Below are 16,947 nucleotides of genomic sequence, written 5' to 3'. Positions count from 1 at the left end.
CTTATTTTATTAGAAAAATCCGACTTAAATGAGAACAAAAAGAAACACCTGCGACGAAATAGTCGCAGGTGCCGAGCACTCAAGAATTATTCGCAAATATCATTCAAAAAACTGCTTGCTTTTTTGTCGATAAAGATAAATCATGGAGTTGAAGTACCTCTTGTCACAAGCGATAAAGGAAACGATTTTTACTTTTTGGAAAGGACGAATTACTCAATGAACTTAATGCAGAATTATTATCAAGAACTTCAGAAAAACATGGAATATGTCATCAGCAATGAGTCAGAGGCGATAACTAAAGCAGCGACACTCATGAGTACTTGTATTGAGACGGAAAATAAGGTTTATTTTTTTGGCACGGGACATTCCTATATCGTCGGTCAGGAAGTCTTTGCCCGCGCAGGCGGCTATGCGGGCTTTATCCCGATCCTTGAAAATGAACTAGGCATGAATCATGCCTTCAAAAGCACGCTGATTGAACGAACCACTGAATACGCCGATGTTTTGCTAGAATTGTATCCGTTTAAAAAAGGCGATGTAATCGTCATGACCTCAAATTCTGGACGAAATGCGCTGTTAATTGAACTGGGGCTGCGACTTAAGGAGATGGGCGTTAGCATCATTGCCATTACTGCTTTGGAGGCGTCAAAAAATAGTATTAGCCGGCACAAGAGCGGATTGCGCTTGTTTGAGCTTGCGGATGTTGTCCTTGATAATCGCTCTGTTTACGGAGATGCCAGCCTTTCTCATAATGATGAAATAAAAACAGGGCCTACCTCAACCATCATGAGCTGCTTTATCGTCCAGCTTTTAGTCAGCGCGTTCGTTCAGCTTGAAGTTGAAAAAGGCGGCGATGTTCCAGTTTTCAGAAGTAGCAATATCGATGGCGGCGATGCCTATAATGAGAAATTGTTTGAACGTTATCGGTAACAACTGAACGTAAATTATTCTTTGATAAACAGTAAGCCAGAAACCCTTTTCTTCATTGAAAGAGGTTCTGGCTTTTTATCACTTCGTTAAAAATTCTTTTCGTCAACTAGCTCGTTTTCTCAATAAAGCCACGAATCGCTTGATCGATCACATCCCCGTTGCCATCAATCGTATGTCCGCCGGTCTCACAAATTACAGTATCTGCCTTAACTCGTTTAAGCAACTTTTCGATAGCCTCATACTTCGCCATTGGATCATCTTTCGCGTGACAAACTAAAATCGGCACGCTGATCGTTTCTAAAGTATAGTCATCATAATTCAAGGACATATCCGTATTTGTAACCTCGCTATCTGCTTTCACTCCTTGACGCCTAGGGGTAGCTGGCAGCATGGTTTCAAACAAATTATTGCTTTCAATAGTCGAACCCATCATTTTATTGAAGACAAAGCCAAAATGCTTCATTGAAAACCACATAATAAAGTCATTGACGATAAATGGTGGTGGTCCTTGCAGCCTCATTGCCTTTATTTCTTTTGGGGTTCTCTTCTGGTCCGGCGCTCCAGAAGATAATAATATTAACCCCTTCAGCCTGTCAGGATAATCCAAAGCCATCCTTAATCCAGCGGCACCGCCTGCTGAAGTTGCTAGAATATAGCCTTTTTCAATATTCAACTGATCCATCATTTCAACAAAAGCCTGAGCTTGATTTTTTGGTGTGGGATCGCTCGGCAGATCTGAGCCTAAATAGCCAAAGCGAGCAGGGGCAATTTTTCGGTAGTCCTCTCCTAATACTTGATTCAGACTAGTTATTCCCTGATCATATCCGCCAAATATCCCATGAGAAATGATAACTGTCTCCCCAGATCCTTCATCAAGATAGTTCATTTTTCCGAAGCTGGTAATCAAGGGCTTAACGTTATACTGATTCAAACGGGCATAAGCGTTTTTCATGTCTTTCTTATAAAGATAAAATTCTATACAAATAATAATTAATACCACAAACATTATTAAGTATCCCAAAATTTTTCTCCTTTTAGAGTGATGATTTAAGTATAACAGATACCGATTAACAGTTTTATTACTTTGTGGTAAAGGTACACTTTCAATGTAAAAGCAGCTTCCAACTTTCAGCTCGGAATGCTACACTTAAGATGATTTGAACTATTTTTGACTTTTAAAAAGATTCCGAGGTGTGGTTATGATTAACGAAGAGACTCAGTTAGACTCTGCTTTACAATTAAAAAAATACGTACGAGACATTGGCTGTCCAGAGTCAGCGGATATTCAGCACTGTCTGGAAAATTCAGCGGTTATCGCCAAAATTCTGGCTGAAAAGATTCGCACAGATACCTTCACCGGTCTGCGAAAGCTGGAATTTCTATTAGCAGAGCTTTCGGAAATTCCTTACTTTGAACGGTTGGAAACGGTTCAAGTCATGCTCAACACACTTTACAAGCAAACAAATGTTGACGAAGGCTTTTCACTAACTGGAAAACAAAACGGTGTTCTGGCCTGTCATAATGCACTTTGCACATCAATTTTTATTCGGGCTGGCAAAAAAGAATGGGCCGAACAAGGTGTTCGATGGATCATTTCTTACTTCCCATTTGATAGAAACGAGCCCTCCAACTGGCAGGGTAAGGACCTCTTTCATCGCTTTGGGGGCTGTGTTGGAAATTCACCTTGCTATGATGGTGTCGTGAAATCAGTCAAAGCCCTCTCAGAGTATGCAGAAAAATACGGAGAGCTTCCCGGGCTTCGTACGAAGTTACAACAAGGGTTAGACTATATTTTGAAGCATCGGGTGATTTTCCATCAGAACAACGACGAGTATTTATACGATGATTTGATCACGCTTTTTTACCCCTATCCTTATCGCACAAATATCGTTGAGGCTCTTAGCGTTCTAAAATCAGAGAAGCTCTTGGATCGGCCAGAGTGTCAAGCGGCACTTGATTATTTGAAGGCGAAGCAGCAGAGTGATGGCGATTGGCAGGCTGAGAAGATTTTTATGAAGAGTTCATGGGTTCCTTTTGATGAGTTGAAAAAGCCGGGAATGTGGATCACCGATGAAATTAATTGGATTTTAACGAGATAAAAATGACCTTGGTGACTTCTATGTCATCAAGGCCATTTGGTCTCTATATTCGATTTAGTGACTCAAATGATAATACTCTTCTTCCATCCGCTGCATTCTTGCACGTTCCTTTTTGTTGTACCAAGGAGAAACAGTGAAGGCCAACACATCGTTGATCAAATAAACCGAGCTGTTGACAAACATCGCTAAGCTGGCGGAGCCATGTCGGAATGAAATGAACCAAAGAACCATTTGGGCAAGGCCTGAAGCCAGCCACCAGAAATATTGATTGTTGTAGCGTAAGAAGCTGATAATTCCGGCACTCAGACTAATAGAAAAGGCAATCGCATCAATCCAAGGTCGGGGATCATCAGTGAAGCGTTGGATCAAATAACCAGAAACAAAGTAAACGATGATAGTACTGATAATCGCAATGCCCCATGTTTTTCCGGTGAACTTGCGGATTTTTGCGGCCATGTTGTGATTCCATTCCTTACTTAATAAAACAGGAATATCAAGGGTGATCATATAGGCGATCTGTTCGCCGATGCTTAAATAATTTTTGGCTGAATAGCCAACATAAATAAAGCAGATTGCCGAGATAATTCCTAAAATACCATTGACCGACTTTGCGGCATTAATGGACAGAATACATAAAACCCCTAAAGTTGTACCAATGAAGGTAATTACAGTTAGAAGGTTGATTGGTTGGTTAACTAGTGTCATCACCTGACAGCCTAGACTGAAGAAAAAGAGGTAATAATTTTGTTGCGGCCAGCCTTTTAACTGGTGAAGTAAAAATTTAAAATAATTTATCATGGTGGAGCTCCTCGTTATAAATATTTAGGGATTCATCTTTATATCTATACCCTCGAAAAAACAGACGTTCTTTAATTCTCAAATAAAGGACCTATTAAAAAATTCCTTTTTCAATATTTCCATTTGGATAATAACAAGGACTTTTCAGTTCCTGCTGATTCAACTTATTCGTTTCTTCTTTGATCAGCTTGATCACTGTTTCAGCAGCCTGCGGATCAGCGACAAAATCGTAGTGATCGCCGTCGATCTGGATTTTTGGACAAATATTAAAATTATCATACCATTGCTCATAACGCTCGTTGACCATTCGATAGTAATCATACAGCTCAGGATTTACGGCAATTTGTTCGTAATCTCGCCCACGCTTTTGAATCCGATCCAGCATCACATCAAAGGAAACCTTAATATGAACCATTAAATCAGGCCGTTTCTTTGGTGCGGCAGTCTCCAATTCCTTCAGCATCGTGTCCAATAAGTTGTCATATTGCAGCACTTCCTGTTGACTTACGCGCCCAAGATCAGCATTCAAATGAAACAGTAAACTGTCTTCATAAATTGAGCGATCAAGCACGTTATCCGCTTGCTTCAAGGCATCCTTCATCGCCAAAAAGCGTTTATTTAAAAAGAATATTTGCAGCAGAAATGTATATTTTTCTGGATTCGAGTAAAACAACGGCAATACTTCGTTATCATCCACGTTCTCGTAAAATGGTTTTGAATTCATTTCCTGCGACAACATATCTGTCAAACTACTCTTCCCTGCACCGATTGTGCCAGCTATTAATAGCATCGTTTCATCCATCCCTCTCTCATTAAAGTAAGAATTTATCTTTTAAATCCTTGATAATAGTACTCCTAATTTTTTTTGATGTAAAGACTAGATTTTGTGTCTAATTAGTGATATACAAAACCGACAACACAATATATAGTGTTGTCGGTTTCAAGAGTTTGTATGCACTTTCTTTGCTATGTTGACGATTTTTCATCAAAAATATTGGACTCGCTGCTATCTCTTTTTTTGGTACTATTTTTCTAAAACCGTGAAAAATAAGTTTATTTTCGTTTCGCATACGATCCGACTATACTCCTCGTATGTTTGATCTTCTAAGTCAAATACTTTATTACCAACTTTTAATCCTGCAAAAAGTCGGAATCGCTGCTATCTCTTTTTTTGGTACTATTTTTCTAAAAACGTGAAAAATAGGTTTATTTTCGTTTCGCATACGATCCGACTATACTTCTCGTATGTTTGATCTTCTAAGTTGAAGACTTTACTACCAACTTTTGATCCTGCAAAAAGTCGGAATCGCTGCTATCTCTTTTTTAGGTACTATTTTTCTAAAATCGTGAAAAATAGGTTTATTTTCGTTTCGCATACGATCCGACTATACTTCTCGTATGTTTGACCTTCTAAGTTGAAGATTTTACTAACCACTTTTAATCCTGCAAAAAGTCGGACTCGCTGCTATCTCTTTTTTTGGTACTATTTTTCTAAAAACGTGAAAAATAGGTTTATTTTCGTTTCGCATACGATCCGACTATACTTCTTGTATGTTTGATCTTCTAAGTTGAAGTCTTTACTAACCACTTTTGATCCTGCAAAAAATCGGAATCGCAAAAGAGACCTCTTTACTTTATGCAAAGAGGTCTCAAAATATTAATAATCAAATTGACGGTAGTAACGACGAATGTCTAATGGATGGCAATTTAATTTTTCAACATGGGCATCGATTCGTTGGGTGACACAGTGCATTAATAAATGCGGTAGCACTCGACCGCGATTTTTCTCGCTGATCCCTTCAATTGGATAATCCTTGGAATCAATGAAGGTATAGTTTCCACAAATACGTGGCAAGAGGTTTTTCACTCGCTCAGCTAATGGACGCTGCTCATCTTCCCCTAAGAACAATGTTACTGGTGTGGTTTCATCAACGATTTCTAGTGTTCCATGTAAGAATTCAGCAGCGTGGATTGATTTAGAGCGTAACCAGCTTTGTTCTTCCCAATAGCACATCGCGTATGAGTAAACAGCGCCCCACTGATTACCAGCCCCGATAAAGTAATGCATATCATCGTGACGATGTTTTTCAGCAAACGCACGACCAAAGTCTTCTGCTTGTTTTTCTGCTTCGACTAACCCTTTAGCTAAATGGTTTTCCAATTCCTCATAATACTCTTCATAATCTGGAAAATCGCCATTCTTGTTCATCAAACGATCCGCAACCATGAAAAATTTGATTTGCTCAGTTCCAGGATTCGGATAGGTAATCACGTGATCACAGCTTTCAGCCAGTTTCGTACCTGCCGTATCAATGAAGCCTAATAATGTCGCACCGACTTCTTTAATCATATCCACTGCCTTCACGACTTCTTCCGTTGTACCTGTTACTGAAGAAAGAATCACTAATGAGTCCTTCGTCAGTCTGCGATTACCCGTAGTGTAATATTCAGCAGCGTGCTGCACATACACTGGCAAATCACTGCGACCGTTAATATACGTTACTGCCTGCATAGCAGAAGCATAAGTGCCGCCGATTCCTAAATAAAATACATTGTCGTAGCCTTTTTCCCAAACCTCGTCAACGATTTTTTCAACCTGTGGACGTAGTTCTAAGGCTCCTTGGATATCATCAATTTGCTGCTGTTCATTAAATTTCAACATGTCATAAACTCCTCAACTTTATATTTTACTTTTTAATACTGCGTCAAAATCATCAAAAATTCGTTTGCTTAAATCAATTCCCTTCGCCGTTGCCGTGCGATACGCCAGCAGTTGGAATGGAATAATCAATACTAATGGCGAGAAAAGCTCAGAAACTTTGATATCTAAACCTAAAGTATCGTTATCAGAAGCTTTTTCTGTCGTCACCCTCAGGATTTTCCCAACAGAACTATCCATATAAGCCGCTAAAGCCTGTGATCTTTCAAGATTCACACTAGGTGTTTCGATAAAGATCAGCGTATGTTCCCAATCGGCTTCCAAATATGGACCATGCATGTAAGCCTCCAGCTCGAAACCCTGACTAGGACGGCGCACGGTTTCAGTAAATTTCGTTTCAAACTCTTTGGCTGTTCCCCAGTTTGGTCCATAACCTAGTGCAACGAAACGTCCGCCAAGCTTCAGCAGATTTTCGTGCTGCTCAAAAAAGTCATTGGATTTTGTGATCACACTTGGAATATGCGTAATCAACTCCGCTAATTCTTCCTTAAGCGCATAAAGCTTTTGCTCATCAATTTGTTTTTTCGAAACGCCGACTTTGATTGCCAGCAGGATCAATTGTAAAATTGTTGCTGAGAAGCCTTTTGTAACAAAGCCAACGGTTTCGATTCCCATGTTTAGGTCAATGACTTTATCAACCACTTGAGCAATCGGACTTTCTACATCGCTGGTTAACACGATCCGTTGAATCTCGGTGCCACTTAATTCCTTCATCGCATCGATTGTCGAGGCACTTTTACCGCTTTGAGAAACGCCGATAATCGTATCGGTTCCTTTGATCAAGCGTCCATAATGATTGAAATTATAGGGTTCTTCAATTGTAATCGTGACATCCGCCAATGTTTCAAACGCGAACTTTGCTGATAAACACGCATTGTAAGAGGAACCTGTCGCTAGAATCGTGACAGTATTCATTTCTGCCAATTGTGTATCCGTCGAAAAATTATACTCGGTTAAAATTTTCGTCAATGTTTCTTGTTCTTGATCAATATAATCAAGCATTGTCATTGTTGACATGTTTTCCCTCCATTCTTAAAAGATCCCGATTAACGAACCAAGGATGCCGAAAACAGCTAAGCCTAATAAAATCGTCAAGGCTTTGACTTCCTTTTTCAATAAATAGAAGACTGCGCCAAAAGCACCCAGTGATAAGATTCGCGGCACGATATCGTCAAAAATACTTTGAACTGTCACCGCATTTTCACCTGTTCCGATTTTTAGCGGGATATTGATATCGATCATTGAATCAGTCATTCCGCCAACAACCATCAACCCGATGATTGAAGCACCTAAGGTCAAGCTGCCCATCATGCCATTCTCCTGAATCTTCTTCAAGAAGCCGGTTCCCAATTTATAGCCCCAAGAGGTTGCAAAATAGCGGAACAATAAATGTGGAATATTGAAAATCAGAATGAACAAGATTGGTCCTAAGATATTGCCCTGCAATGCCAAAGAAGTACCCACGCCTGTAGCAATCAAACGCAGCGTTCCCCAGAAGAAGGAATCGCCAATCCCTGCTAATGGTCCCATTAATGACGTTTTGATATTGTCAATTGTGGAAACATCAAAATTCGGATCGTTAGCATTTTCCTCTTCCATCGCCGCGTTGATCCCTAGAATCAAGGTCACGATATGCGGAGTCGTATTAAAGAACTCCAAATGACGCTTCAACGCTGTTGCCATCGCTTCTTTAGATTTATACAATTTCTTCAAAATCGGAATCATTGCATAACAGTAAGCCAGATTCATTTGTCGCTCGTAGTTCCACGAGAATTCCATTTGGAACGAACGCCAGAACACCTTACTCAAATCTTTTTTCGTAATTTTCAACTCATTGTTTTCATTAGAAGTCTTCATCATCATCCACTACCTCCCCTGTAGAAGTTTGGACACTGTTATTCTGTCCGCCACGCACATTCATAATATTGATCACAACTACCGCTACAATCGCACCAAAAATTGCGATTCCTGTCACTGGAATTTCAAGATAAGCAGCCAAAGCAAAGCCTAAGAAGAAATACGGCGCTACCTGTTTATTGATCAACAGACGAGCAAGCATCGCAAACCCAAGTGCTGGGATCAAGCCTGTTGCGACAGATAATCCGTGCTGGATAAATTCAGGGATCATATCCAATAAATTTCCAACGGTTTTACTCCCTACCATAAACGAAATCATGACGACTAGTCCTAACATCAAAGATAGACCAAAGCCAGCGATTAAATGCATTCGCTCTACCCCTTTATAATTCCCATCAGCAGCATATTTATCCGCGTTTTGGTTCATGATTGGAATCAAAATACCTAGATAAATATTTTTTAAGATCAGTGTCAGCGTCGCAATTGGCAGACCAAGCAGCAACGCCGTTTCTGTTCCAGCACCAGCGGTAATCGCAAAGGCCGTTCCCAAAATGCCTCCTGTCACTACATCTGGTGGAATCGCCGCACCAACAGAGAAGGAGCCAATAAATGCCAACTCTAGGGTTGCTCCCATAATAATTCCGGCCTTTACATCTCCTAGTACAATCCCGGTAAAAAGACCAGTAACAATCGGACGAGATAATAGCGATGTTCCTAATGCGTACTCAGATTGAGCAATAAATGCGACTAAACCAAGTAAAATTGCTTGAATAAGCATGTTTCTTCAACCTTTCTTTTTTAAAGAACTTCAGTAACAGCAACTTTTTTATCGGCTGGTACTTGTCGAATCTCCACTTCGAGTCCGTTACCAACCATTTCCTTCAACATTTCTTCTTCCTCTGGCAAAACATTAACCGCTTTTCCGATACTCCGTGTACCTTCCTTGGCTTTGATCCCGCCTAAATTAATCTTTTGAATCTCTGGATACGCCTCCGCCAATTTTTTTGCATCCGCAATCGATTCCACCACGATAAATAATTTGTACTTATCTGTTACACCGCTTTGCAGCGCGACGATAGAGTCCTCGATGTTTTTGATAACGAGTTTAACTCCTTGTGGTTTTGCCAGCTTGATCGTCGTCTTACGCAAATCGTTCGTCGGTACATCATCGTTAGCGATTAAAATACAATCTGCTCCCAACCCTTGTGTCCAAGAAAATGCGACTTGACCATGAAGCAAACGATGGTCCACTCTTGTTAATAAAATCATTTTTATCCCTCCATTTTTATTAAAATTCTTCTTCTTCCATTTGTTTCGTAATCGCTTGATTGCAAAATTGAATTGTTTGCTTAGAAGTTTCTAAAGTCGCTTCAATCAACTTCGGCAATGAATCAGCTTGCTGAAGCTGCATCGTCAATTCAACTAAAAAAGGCAAATTCATCCCCGCAACTAAATAGAAATTCGGACGATCAATCTGTGTCAAAAATTCATTGTTCACACTTCCGCCAAATAAATCAGTCACTACAACTAACTCACAATCGTGATATCTATTCATGATGTTCTTTACTTCTTTTTCTAGATCAAAATCCTCTGTCAAATAGCAATCCAGCGTTTCGATAGCTATTTGCCTTCCGCAAATTAATTCCAGCGAAGATGTAATCCCTGAAGCTAATTTTCCGTGGGATGCAAGAACGAGCTTTCTTTCCAATCATATTCACCTCTCAATCTTCTCTACACCTAAATAAAAGCAAGCGGTGTGCCAACTTTAGTGGCGCACCGCTTGCTTTATCAAAATTCATCCTCATTCATTGAGGTATCCGTGTTTTTGTAAACGATATCAAAGATATAAGCCAGCTCGGAATCTGGTATCGTGACACTATAAACTCGTTCAATGACACTAAACGCCTGTTTGATCCTTTCCAGCCGTTCTTTTTGACACTGATATAAATCGGCATAACCTTCATAGGTTTCAATCGGAACATTTCGGATCAAACGCTCAATTAAGCAGCTGACATGCACGTACAACGCCAACTTCTTCGCATTAGAAAGCTGAATTCTTCCCGAAAGCTCCAAATCCCGCATAAATAAATCAATCTCACTCATGACTTTATCGGTATCTAGAATGGTGACAGAGTCAATTACCTTTTCCAATGAAAAGTTACGAATTACATTCGTGTTGAAAATGTGGTTTTCCTCTTCAGTCATCACAGGTGCCAACCATTCAGTTAAAATCTGCTGCTCATCACCAGAGATTAATTCTTCCAAAGAAAGATAGGGAACTTCAGCAATTTTAGGATCATCCGTGCCAATAATCCCTAACACGTCATAAATCGAAAAGACCGTTTCATCCAATTTCTTTTCCTCTAAAACGCGATATTCGTAAGGCAAAATCTTTAGCTCGCAGGTACTTGGAAGGCTTTTTTCAAGTAAATGGCAAATTTGATTGGCCGTTCCGATCCCAGTTTGACAGGTGGTTAATAGTGCTTTGGTGCGATTTTCCTCAGGATAAATGATCTCCCAATCAAAAGCCGCCTCAGCTGCCGAATTTTCTGCCAACTCATTCAATGTTCGCTGGTGCATAATACTTTCTCCAACCGCAATAGCTAATGGTGTCGTAACATTATTCATAATCACGATGGGCACATTGATCTGTTTTGGAAAAAACTGATAAATTTCCTTCAAACTGCCCATATCCACTAAAATGACCAAACCATTGGAAATATCGTTGTTCTCACTATAGTCAAGAATTTCTTCTGCGATCTGCTGAGGGGTCACATCCAGCGGCATATCAAAAGACTCAAAAATATCTTTTCCCAAAAAGCGATTCGCTACATTGGCAATACTGCTGGCAGTCGCGTACCCATGGGCGACAATCACCGCTTTGGTCATTCCCTGCTCTTTCGTCCAATCAGCTTTCTTCAAATACAAGGTTAAGACGATCCGATCCATCGCTGAGATTTCGATATCGATCTTAGGTTTGCACAATTCTAAGATTCTTTGGACATAATAATAGCTTGCAGGATACGCCTCCGATACCTGAACTTCAAGCTGACGAATCAGCTCCATGATTTCATTATCTTCTGATACCCAGCGACTCGAACCTCTTTGGAATAAATAATACCCCACCGCATACACACTATTGCCGTTAAATTTAATTTGATAAGCACTTTCCATCTGGCGGAAAGTTTCCCGCACATACTGAGTCAAATATAGCAGCATTTCATGCTTTTGCTGCCGATCCGTTTCAAACAGCAAATAATCAAACAATTGATCAACAATTTCCTTTAGCTTTAAATGACAATCGCTTAGATCTCCCTGAGCTTTTTGATACTCTAAAATTATTTTGGCAAAGCTATCTTCCACTCTTCTTTGACTTTGACTATTGGAAAACATTAAATTATCCAACGTAGAATCATCATGAATCAATACTTCTTCTGGCAATGTGGTTTGCAGATTCTGGTTATTCAAAGAAAGCAGCGATTCTGGAAGATGATAGATCGTCAGTCTAATCTGCTGATTCTGGATTGCTTCTGAAAAAGCTTTAGCCACCATCACTTTAACAATATTCTGTAATTCGCCGATATTTCCTTTAAAGCTGCCACTAGCCAACAGCTCTAATGTTTGTCCGCTGATAACCAGCTCTCGCTTGATTTTCGTTTGTTCGCTGATCAGGAAGGAATAAATCAGTTCTAGGCGTTCATTTCGCGCTCGCTGCTGCAATGAGGGAATCGTTACCTGAATCGGAATCCGACGAATAAAAGTTGTCAAAAAATTGCTTGTCAAATCTTCCGTTGTCGCAAAAAACAATCTAGTTTGAACATTAATCGGGTGATTCGTATCCCCCATTCGATAAATCAAGCCTTGATCTAAATAAGTAAATAATTTCTCTTGTCCCTCTGCATTTAAACGGTGGACCTCATCTAAAAACAAAATACCGCCATCAGCTGCTTCAAACGCCCCTTTACGATCAGTGTCAGCGCCTGTATAAGCACCCTTGATACTGCCGAAAAGATTACTCGTCAGCAACTCAGGATTATTCGCATATTGGGCACAGTTCAGCGTAATGAAAGGCGCATCTTCAGCAATCAACTCATTTTGAATACAATAATGATAAATTAATTTAACTAAATAGCTCTTCCCCGTACCACTTTCTCCATTAATTAATACAGGCAAACCGCCATCCGGATAATTAAGCGCTGCCTTGATTTGTTCAATCACCCGATTCAAGCTTTTGTCGTGCCCAATCAAAAGTGAAAAGAAATCCTGTTCTTTTCCAAACATTGGTTGCTCGGATAAGATTGCTTGAACGCTTTCATAATAATTCGTACTCAATGCAAAAAATTGCTTTTCAAATGCGCCTTTGTGAAAATAATAAACTGGACGCGAATTTATTTTTACCAACTCGCCATTTTCTGTTAGTTGATTTAAATACTGGCTTACCGTATTCCGTTTCACTTTAAAAATCTCCGCCAATTTCGAAGCAGTAAATAGATCGCTCAATTCATTCAAATCGAGAAAAGCCGTTTGGTTCTTTAAATAATTTAACAGTTCTTCTTTCAATACACTCCCCTCCCTTCTCTTATAATAGAAAAAGCGGCACCAAAGTCAATATTTGTTTTTTGCCGCTACCTTAAATAATTTTTGAAAAATGGTATTCATTCCCTATGTTGCAAGACCTATACCGAGAACTGTCTATGCTAGCAAATGGCATTTCTTTATAAAAACGAACGCTATTTCCAACACTTTTGCAAAATCTACGAACTGTTGAAGAGAGTGTTGAGTATTATTTTAATAGCTATATCTTTAAAAAAGGATCAAACCACACCAGATAGGTTCTCCTGGTTGATTTGATCCTCTCATTCAAAAATTTTCCATTCAATTACTCAAGTTACTGCTACTGGCTTACAGCTCTTTCTGTTCAAGAAATCCAAATGATAAAATAACAGATATCGCACAAGTGACGATAGCGAAAATTCCCCCTCCAACAAATAGCAGCCACATCGGCACATTAGAAATCCACAATAAAATCCCCATAATATCAATCCCCAAACGATCAAATACTCCTTTGCCTAGGAAAACAAAAAAGAAAATAATGGCCATTACAACTATAATGATCAATCGGCTTTTTCCTTCATCAAACTTAAAATAAAAGGGCAGGATCAAACTGATATACAGAGAGCCGAGAATAAAGATGCCAACTAAAACAATGCCTAAGTCTTTCATATCAACCGTTCTGCCCTGCAGCATATTCATAATCAAAATAATGCCAACAGAAAGTAATATAGCAGCCAGTGAACTGATATATGACAATAAATATTTCTGAAACACATACTTCCTTCGAGAGACCGGCAAGGTAAATAAAAAGGAGAAGCCATGATTCGTTTCATCTAAGGTAATGGTAGTAAAAATAATCGACAGTACAAAAAATAGCATAAAAAGCGGCACAAGCACAAGCATCTGAAAATTTTGCGCATTCATTACTGTTAAAAAAATCGTGGCTAAGAAAAATAATTTTTGTTTTTCTAGCAAATAGAGATCCTTCACAAATAATCCTTTCATCTTAATTCCCTCCCATCATCATAAAGACAATCTCATCAATATTCGCTTTTTCAACTGCTACCTCGGGATAATTTTCACGATAAAACTGGCGTTGCTTCGTCAAGCATTGATAACCAAAACTTGCGGGCAATATCTTAGTGATGTATTCCTTATCTAATGTAGAAAACTGCTCCTCTGTTACTTTTATAATCCCATACTCATCCATTAATACGTCGGTATCCTCATTTAAAATAATTTTTCCTTGATCAATAAAATACAAGGAATCACAAAGCTGCTCCAAATCCTTAGAAATGTGTGAGCTGATTAAAATACTGCGAGATTCATCTTTCTCAAGGTATTTCTGCAAAAGTCTTAGAATTTCCCCACGTGCAACCACGTCTAATCCAGCAGTTGGCTCATCTAAAATCAAAAGCTCCGCATTATGACTAATCGCAATCAAAACACTTAGGCGCGCCTTCATCCCTGTGGAAAATTCTTTTAACGGCTTATCTAATGGAAGCTGAAATTCTTCGCATTTTGAGACAAAATAGCTTTTCTCAAATTGTGGATAAAAACTTCGCAAGACTGACACAATTTCTTTGATTGTAAACTGTTCATAAAACCCAACTTCTCCTAACGAAGCCCCGATTCTCTGTCGATCTTTATCTGTAATTTCATTGATTGATTTTCCAAAAAGTTCAACGTCTCCGTTATCACGATTTATCAATCCTAGCGCAATTTTGAAAGCCGTACTCTTTCCTGCACCATTACGACCAACAAGTCCAACGATCTCACCTCTACCAAGAGCCAATGAACAATCCAACTCAAAGCTCTGGTATCGCTTTTTCACATTTTTTAGCTTAAGCATTATAACCCCTCCAGTATTAATTCCAAAAGCTCCATCAATTCCTTATCGCTCATTCCAACTAATCGTGCTTTCCTGACCACGCCTTCAAATTCATCTTGAATTGCTTTGAGTTGTTCCTCCCGCTTTAAGGATGGATTTACTCCACAAACGAAGCTTCCTTTTCCGTGAACAGTAGCGATCATCCCCTCTTGATCCAGTGCATCGTAGGCCTTTTTGACCGTTAACGCACTGATTTTCAATTCCTTAGCTAAAGCTCTCACAGAAGGTAATACATCATTTTCCTGCAGTTCTCCTTCAATGATTGCACGTTTAATTTGTTCAACCAGCTGCTCATAGATCGGCGTCATCGATGAGTGCTGAATAATAATTTTCATGATCCTACCACCTCTTCGTAAACAGTGTATAACAGTATATATCAGTTGTCAATAATAGATTATTTATAGTAAAGGCTTAAAAATTCTGTCACAATAATAAATAAAAAACTAAAACGTGTCACATCGATTGTTTTTATTTGTCTAATGAATAAAGGAGGCAAAAAAATAATGAACATCGAACGAGAAACAGCGCTAATTCAGTCCGCCTTGAGCGGGGATAGCAATTCGTTAACGAAGCTTTTAAGCGAAGTAAAAGATAGTGTCTTCAATCTATCTTTACGAATGCTGGGAAATATCTTTGATGCGGAGGATGCCACGCAGGAGGTACTATTAAAAATCGTTATGAACCTCGGTTCCTTCAAACAGCAAAGTCGTTTCAGTACGTGGGTGTATCGTATCGCTGTCAATCATTTAATTACAGTTCAGAGGAAACGATCTTTTCAGGAGCAGCTAACCTTTGAGCTAATGCAAAAAGATTTGGATCAGTCGCTGCCTACCAAGGAATCTGCTTTTTCTGATTTAGAGGAGGATGAATTAGCTGAGGAATTAAAGCTTTCCTGTACAAATATAATGCTCCAATGTCTTAAGCCAGAAGATCGTTGTATTTTTATTCTGGGCACAATGTTCAAAATGAATAGTCAGCTGGCTAGTGGACTTCTGCAAATCACACCAGAAACATACCGCAAGAAACTTTCGCGAGCTCGAAAAAGAATGGGAAAATTTTTAGAGAACTATTGTGAACATGCGGGAGGTAAATGTGACTGTAAAAGACGTGTCCCCTTTGCCATCAAACAACATCGGCTAAACCCGAACAGACTGGATTATTCATCATTAAAGAAATTTGATTTAGCCGAAATTCAGCAGCAAAAAGAAAATATGGAGTTTATGGACAACCAAACACTTCTCTTTGAAGCTTTATCTCATTACCAATCATCGTTTGATCCACCAAAATTTTTAAGCGAGCTGCTAGAATCCAAGCAGCTTTCAGAATTAATCAAGGAGGATGCCACCTATGACCTATGAAAAAATTTTCAACTATTTGTCAGCATTAGAGAAAAACAATCAGCAAGAATGGTTTCAGCAAACCAAAGATCAACGCAAAACAGCTGTGACAGAGTTCTATCAATTAGTGGATGAACTCTCTCTTGCGCTTCATGAAAAAGACTCTGAAATCCAATTCATTCCAGCAAAAAAATTAAGTTTCAAGCTCAATCGAGATACACGCTTCAGCCATGATAAAACACCCTACAATCCAGTGTTTCGTGCTCATATTGGACCAAAGGGAAAATTACCGATCCCAGTAGGCTATTACATTTTTCTAAAACCCAACAATCAATCCTTCTTAGGCGGCGGTCTTTTCGCCGATATGTTTTCCGAAGCAACTGAAATGATTCGACAAGCAATCATCGAACACGAAGCAGAATTTCTAACGGTCATTCAGAACCCTGTGTTTACTGAACACTTTACTGTACTAGGCAAGCAATTAAAACGAATGCCGCGAGGCTACGAAAATTATATCGATTCACCGATCACCGATTATCTAAAATATAAGAGCATGTACTTGGAATACCCTTTAACGGATCAAGAAATACTTGATTCCGATGATTTTGTTTCAGAAACTGTAGAAACATTCTTATTGATGAAGGAGTTCAACCAGTTTTTGAATAACGCGTTAATAGATTTTGCTTTCCCTAAGCGAAGATAAAAAAACAGCAAATCATCAAAATCCGATGATTTGCTGTTTTTTATCTTCTATAGTGTGCT

At 39.2% G+C, this 16,947-nt stretch carries 17 protein-coding genes; 4 read left to right on the top strand and 13 right to left on the bottom strand.

Annotated elements, in window-relative coordinates; translation table 11 throughout:
* Positions 1 to 216: 216 nt before the first annotated feature.
* A complete protein-coding gene (locus tag IGI52_RS20545) occupies positions 217 to 930 on the top strand; it encodes a sugar isomerase domain-containing protein (RefSeq protein WP_070504901.1) in 714 nt (237 codons plus the stop codon).
* A gap of 106 nt (positions 931 to 1,036) precedes the next feature.
* On the opposite strand, the gene IGI52_RS20540 is transcribed toward IGI52_RS20545, so the two are convergent.
* The gene (locus IGI52_RS20540; protein WP_438782333.1) at positions 1,037 to 1,951 is read right to left on the bottom strand and encodes an alpha/beta fold hydrolase; all 915 of its coding nucleotides are present in this window, start codon (positions 1,949 to 1,951) and stop codon (positions 1,037 to 1,039) included.
* A 178-nt stretch (positions 1,952 to 2,129) separates the two neighbouring features.
* On the opposite strand from IGI52_RS20540, the gene IGI52_RS20535 reads away from it, so the two are divergent.
* A complete protein-coding gene (locus IGI52_RS20535) occupies positions 2,130 to 3,029 on the top strand; it encodes a hypothetical protein (protein WP_438782332.1) in 900 nt (299 codons plus the stop codon).
* Positions 3,030 to 3,083: 54 nt separating this feature from the next.
* Here IGI52_RS20535 and pnuC read toward each other — a convergent pair whose 3' ends face one another.
* From pnuC to IGI52_RS20475, 12 genes are all read right to left on the bottom strand, one after another.
* Entirely contained in the window at positions 3,084 to 3,827 is a 744-nt protein-coding gene (pnuC, locus tag IGI52_RS20530; protein WP_016178450.1) for a nicotinamide riboside transporter PnuC, read from the bottom strand.
* Between the two features lie 94 nt (positions 3,828 to 3,921).
* Positions 3,922 to 4,629: a deoxynucleoside kinase gene (locus IGI52_RS20525; protein WP_207487211.1), complete on the bottom strand. Its 708-nt coding sequence runs from the start codon at positions 4,627 to 4,629 to the stop codon at positions 3,922 to 3,924.
* 855 nt (positions 4,630 to 5,484) lie between these two features.
* Positions 5,485 to 6,489: an SIS domain-containing protein gene (locus tag IGI52_RS20520; RefSeq protein WP_137438928.1), complete on the bottom strand. Its 1,005-nt coding sequence runs from the start codon at positions 6,487 to 6,489 to the stop codon at positions 5,485 to 5,487.
* A gap of 18 nt (positions 6,490 to 6,507) precedes the next feature.
* A complete protein-coding gene (locus IGI52_RS20515) occupies positions 6,508 to 7,563 on the bottom strand; it encodes an SIS domain-containing protein (RefSeq protein ID WP_438782331.1) in 1,056 nt (351 codons plus the stop codon).
* Between the two features lie 15 nt (positions 7,564 to 7,578).
* Positions 7,579 to 8,406: a PTS system mannose/fructose/sorbose family transporter subunit IID gene (locus IGI52_RS20510; protein WP_438782691.1), complete on the bottom strand. Its 828-nt coding sequence runs from the start codon at positions 8,404 to 8,406 to the stop codon at positions 7,579 to 7,581.
* Positions 8,390 to 9,181, bottom strand: a complete 792-nt coding sequence (locus IGI52_RS20505) for a PTS mannose/fructose/sorbose/N-acetylgalactosamine transporter subunit IIC (protein ID WP_016178455.1) — start codon at positions 9,179 to 9,181, stop codon at positions 8,390 to 8,392. The genes IGI52_RS20510 and IGI52_RS20505 overlap by 17 nt, the downstream gene beginning before the upstream one ends.
* Before the next feature lie 20 nt (positions 9,182 to 9,201).
* Complete coding sequence (locus IGI52_RS20500) at positions 9,202 to 9,672, bottom strand: PTS sugar transporter subunit IIB (RefSeq protein ID WP_048721220.1); 471 nt, start codon at positions 9,670 to 9,672, stop codon at positions 9,202 to 9,204.
* 19 nt (positions 9,673 to 9,691) lie between these two features.
* Positions 9,692 to 10,111 (bottom strand): PTS sugar transporter subunit IIA, encoded by a 420-nt coding sequence (locus IGI52_RS20495; RefSeq protein ID WP_016178457.1) that lies wholly within the window; start codon positions 10,109 to 10,111, stop codon positions 9,692 to 9,694.
* 80 nt (positions 10,112 to 10,191) lie between these two features.
* Positions 10,192 to 12,963 (bottom strand): sigma 54-interacting transcriptional regulator, encoded by a 2,772-nt coding sequence (locus IGI52_RS20490; protein ID WP_438782330.1) that lies wholly within the window; start codon positions 12,961 to 12,963, stop codon positions 10,192 to 10,194.
* Positions 12,964 to 13,305: 342 nt separating this feature from the next.
* On the bottom strand, positions 13,306 to 13,962 hold the full coding sequence (locus tag IGI52_RS20485; protein ID WP_438782329.1) for an ABC-2 transporter permease: 657 nt from the start codon (positions 13,960 to 13,962) through the stop codon (positions 13,306 to 13,308).
* Position 13,963: 1 nt separating this feature from the next.
* Entirely contained in the window at positions 13,964 to 14,809 is an 846-nt protein-coding gene (locus IGI52_RS20480) for an ABC transporter ATP-binding protein (protein WP_438782328.1), read from the bottom strand.
* Positions 14,809 to 15,183 carry a GntR family transcriptional regulator gene (locus IGI52_RS20475; RefSeq protein ID WP_016178462.1) on the bottom strand — a complete coding sequence of 125 codons (375 nt, stop codon included), beginning with the start codon at positions 15,181 to 15,183 and terminating at the stop codon, positions 14,809 to 14,811. The genes IGI52_RS20480 and IGI52_RS20475 overlap by 1 nt, the downstream gene beginning before the upstream one ends.
* Before the next feature lie 168 nt (positions 15,184 to 15,351).
* Here IGI52_RS20475 and IGI52_RS20470 point away from each other — a divergent pair, with 168 nt between their 5' ends.
* Together IGI52_RS20470 and IGI52_RS20465 are read left to right on the top strand one after the other, a co-directional pair.
* Positions 15,352 to 16,206, top strand: coding sequence for an RNA polymerase sigma factor (locus IGI52_RS20470; RefSeq protein WP_438782327.1), 855 nt, complete (start codon positions 15,352 to 15,354; stop codon positions 16,204 to 16,206).
* Positions 16,196 to 16,888 (top strand): DUF2461 domain-containing protein, encoded by a 693-nt coding sequence (locus IGI52_RS20465; protein WP_102866542.1) that lies wholly within the window; start codon positions 16,196 to 16,198, stop codon positions 16,886 to 16,888. Before IGI52_RS20470 ends, IGI52_RS20465 begins: the two co-directional genes overlap by 11 nt.
* The last annotated feature ends 59 nt before the right edge of the window (positions 16,889 to 16,947 follow it).

It is taken from the genome of Enterococcus sp. DIV0187 (genome assembly GCF_051713785.1).
GTDB classification, from domain to species: Bacteria; Bacillota; Bacilli; order Lactobacillales; family Enterococcaceae; genus Enterococcus_A; species Enterococcus_A avium.
The sequence above is the reverse complement of the archived record's forward strand: the minus strand, read 5'-3'. Positions and strand labels throughout refer to the sequence as shown.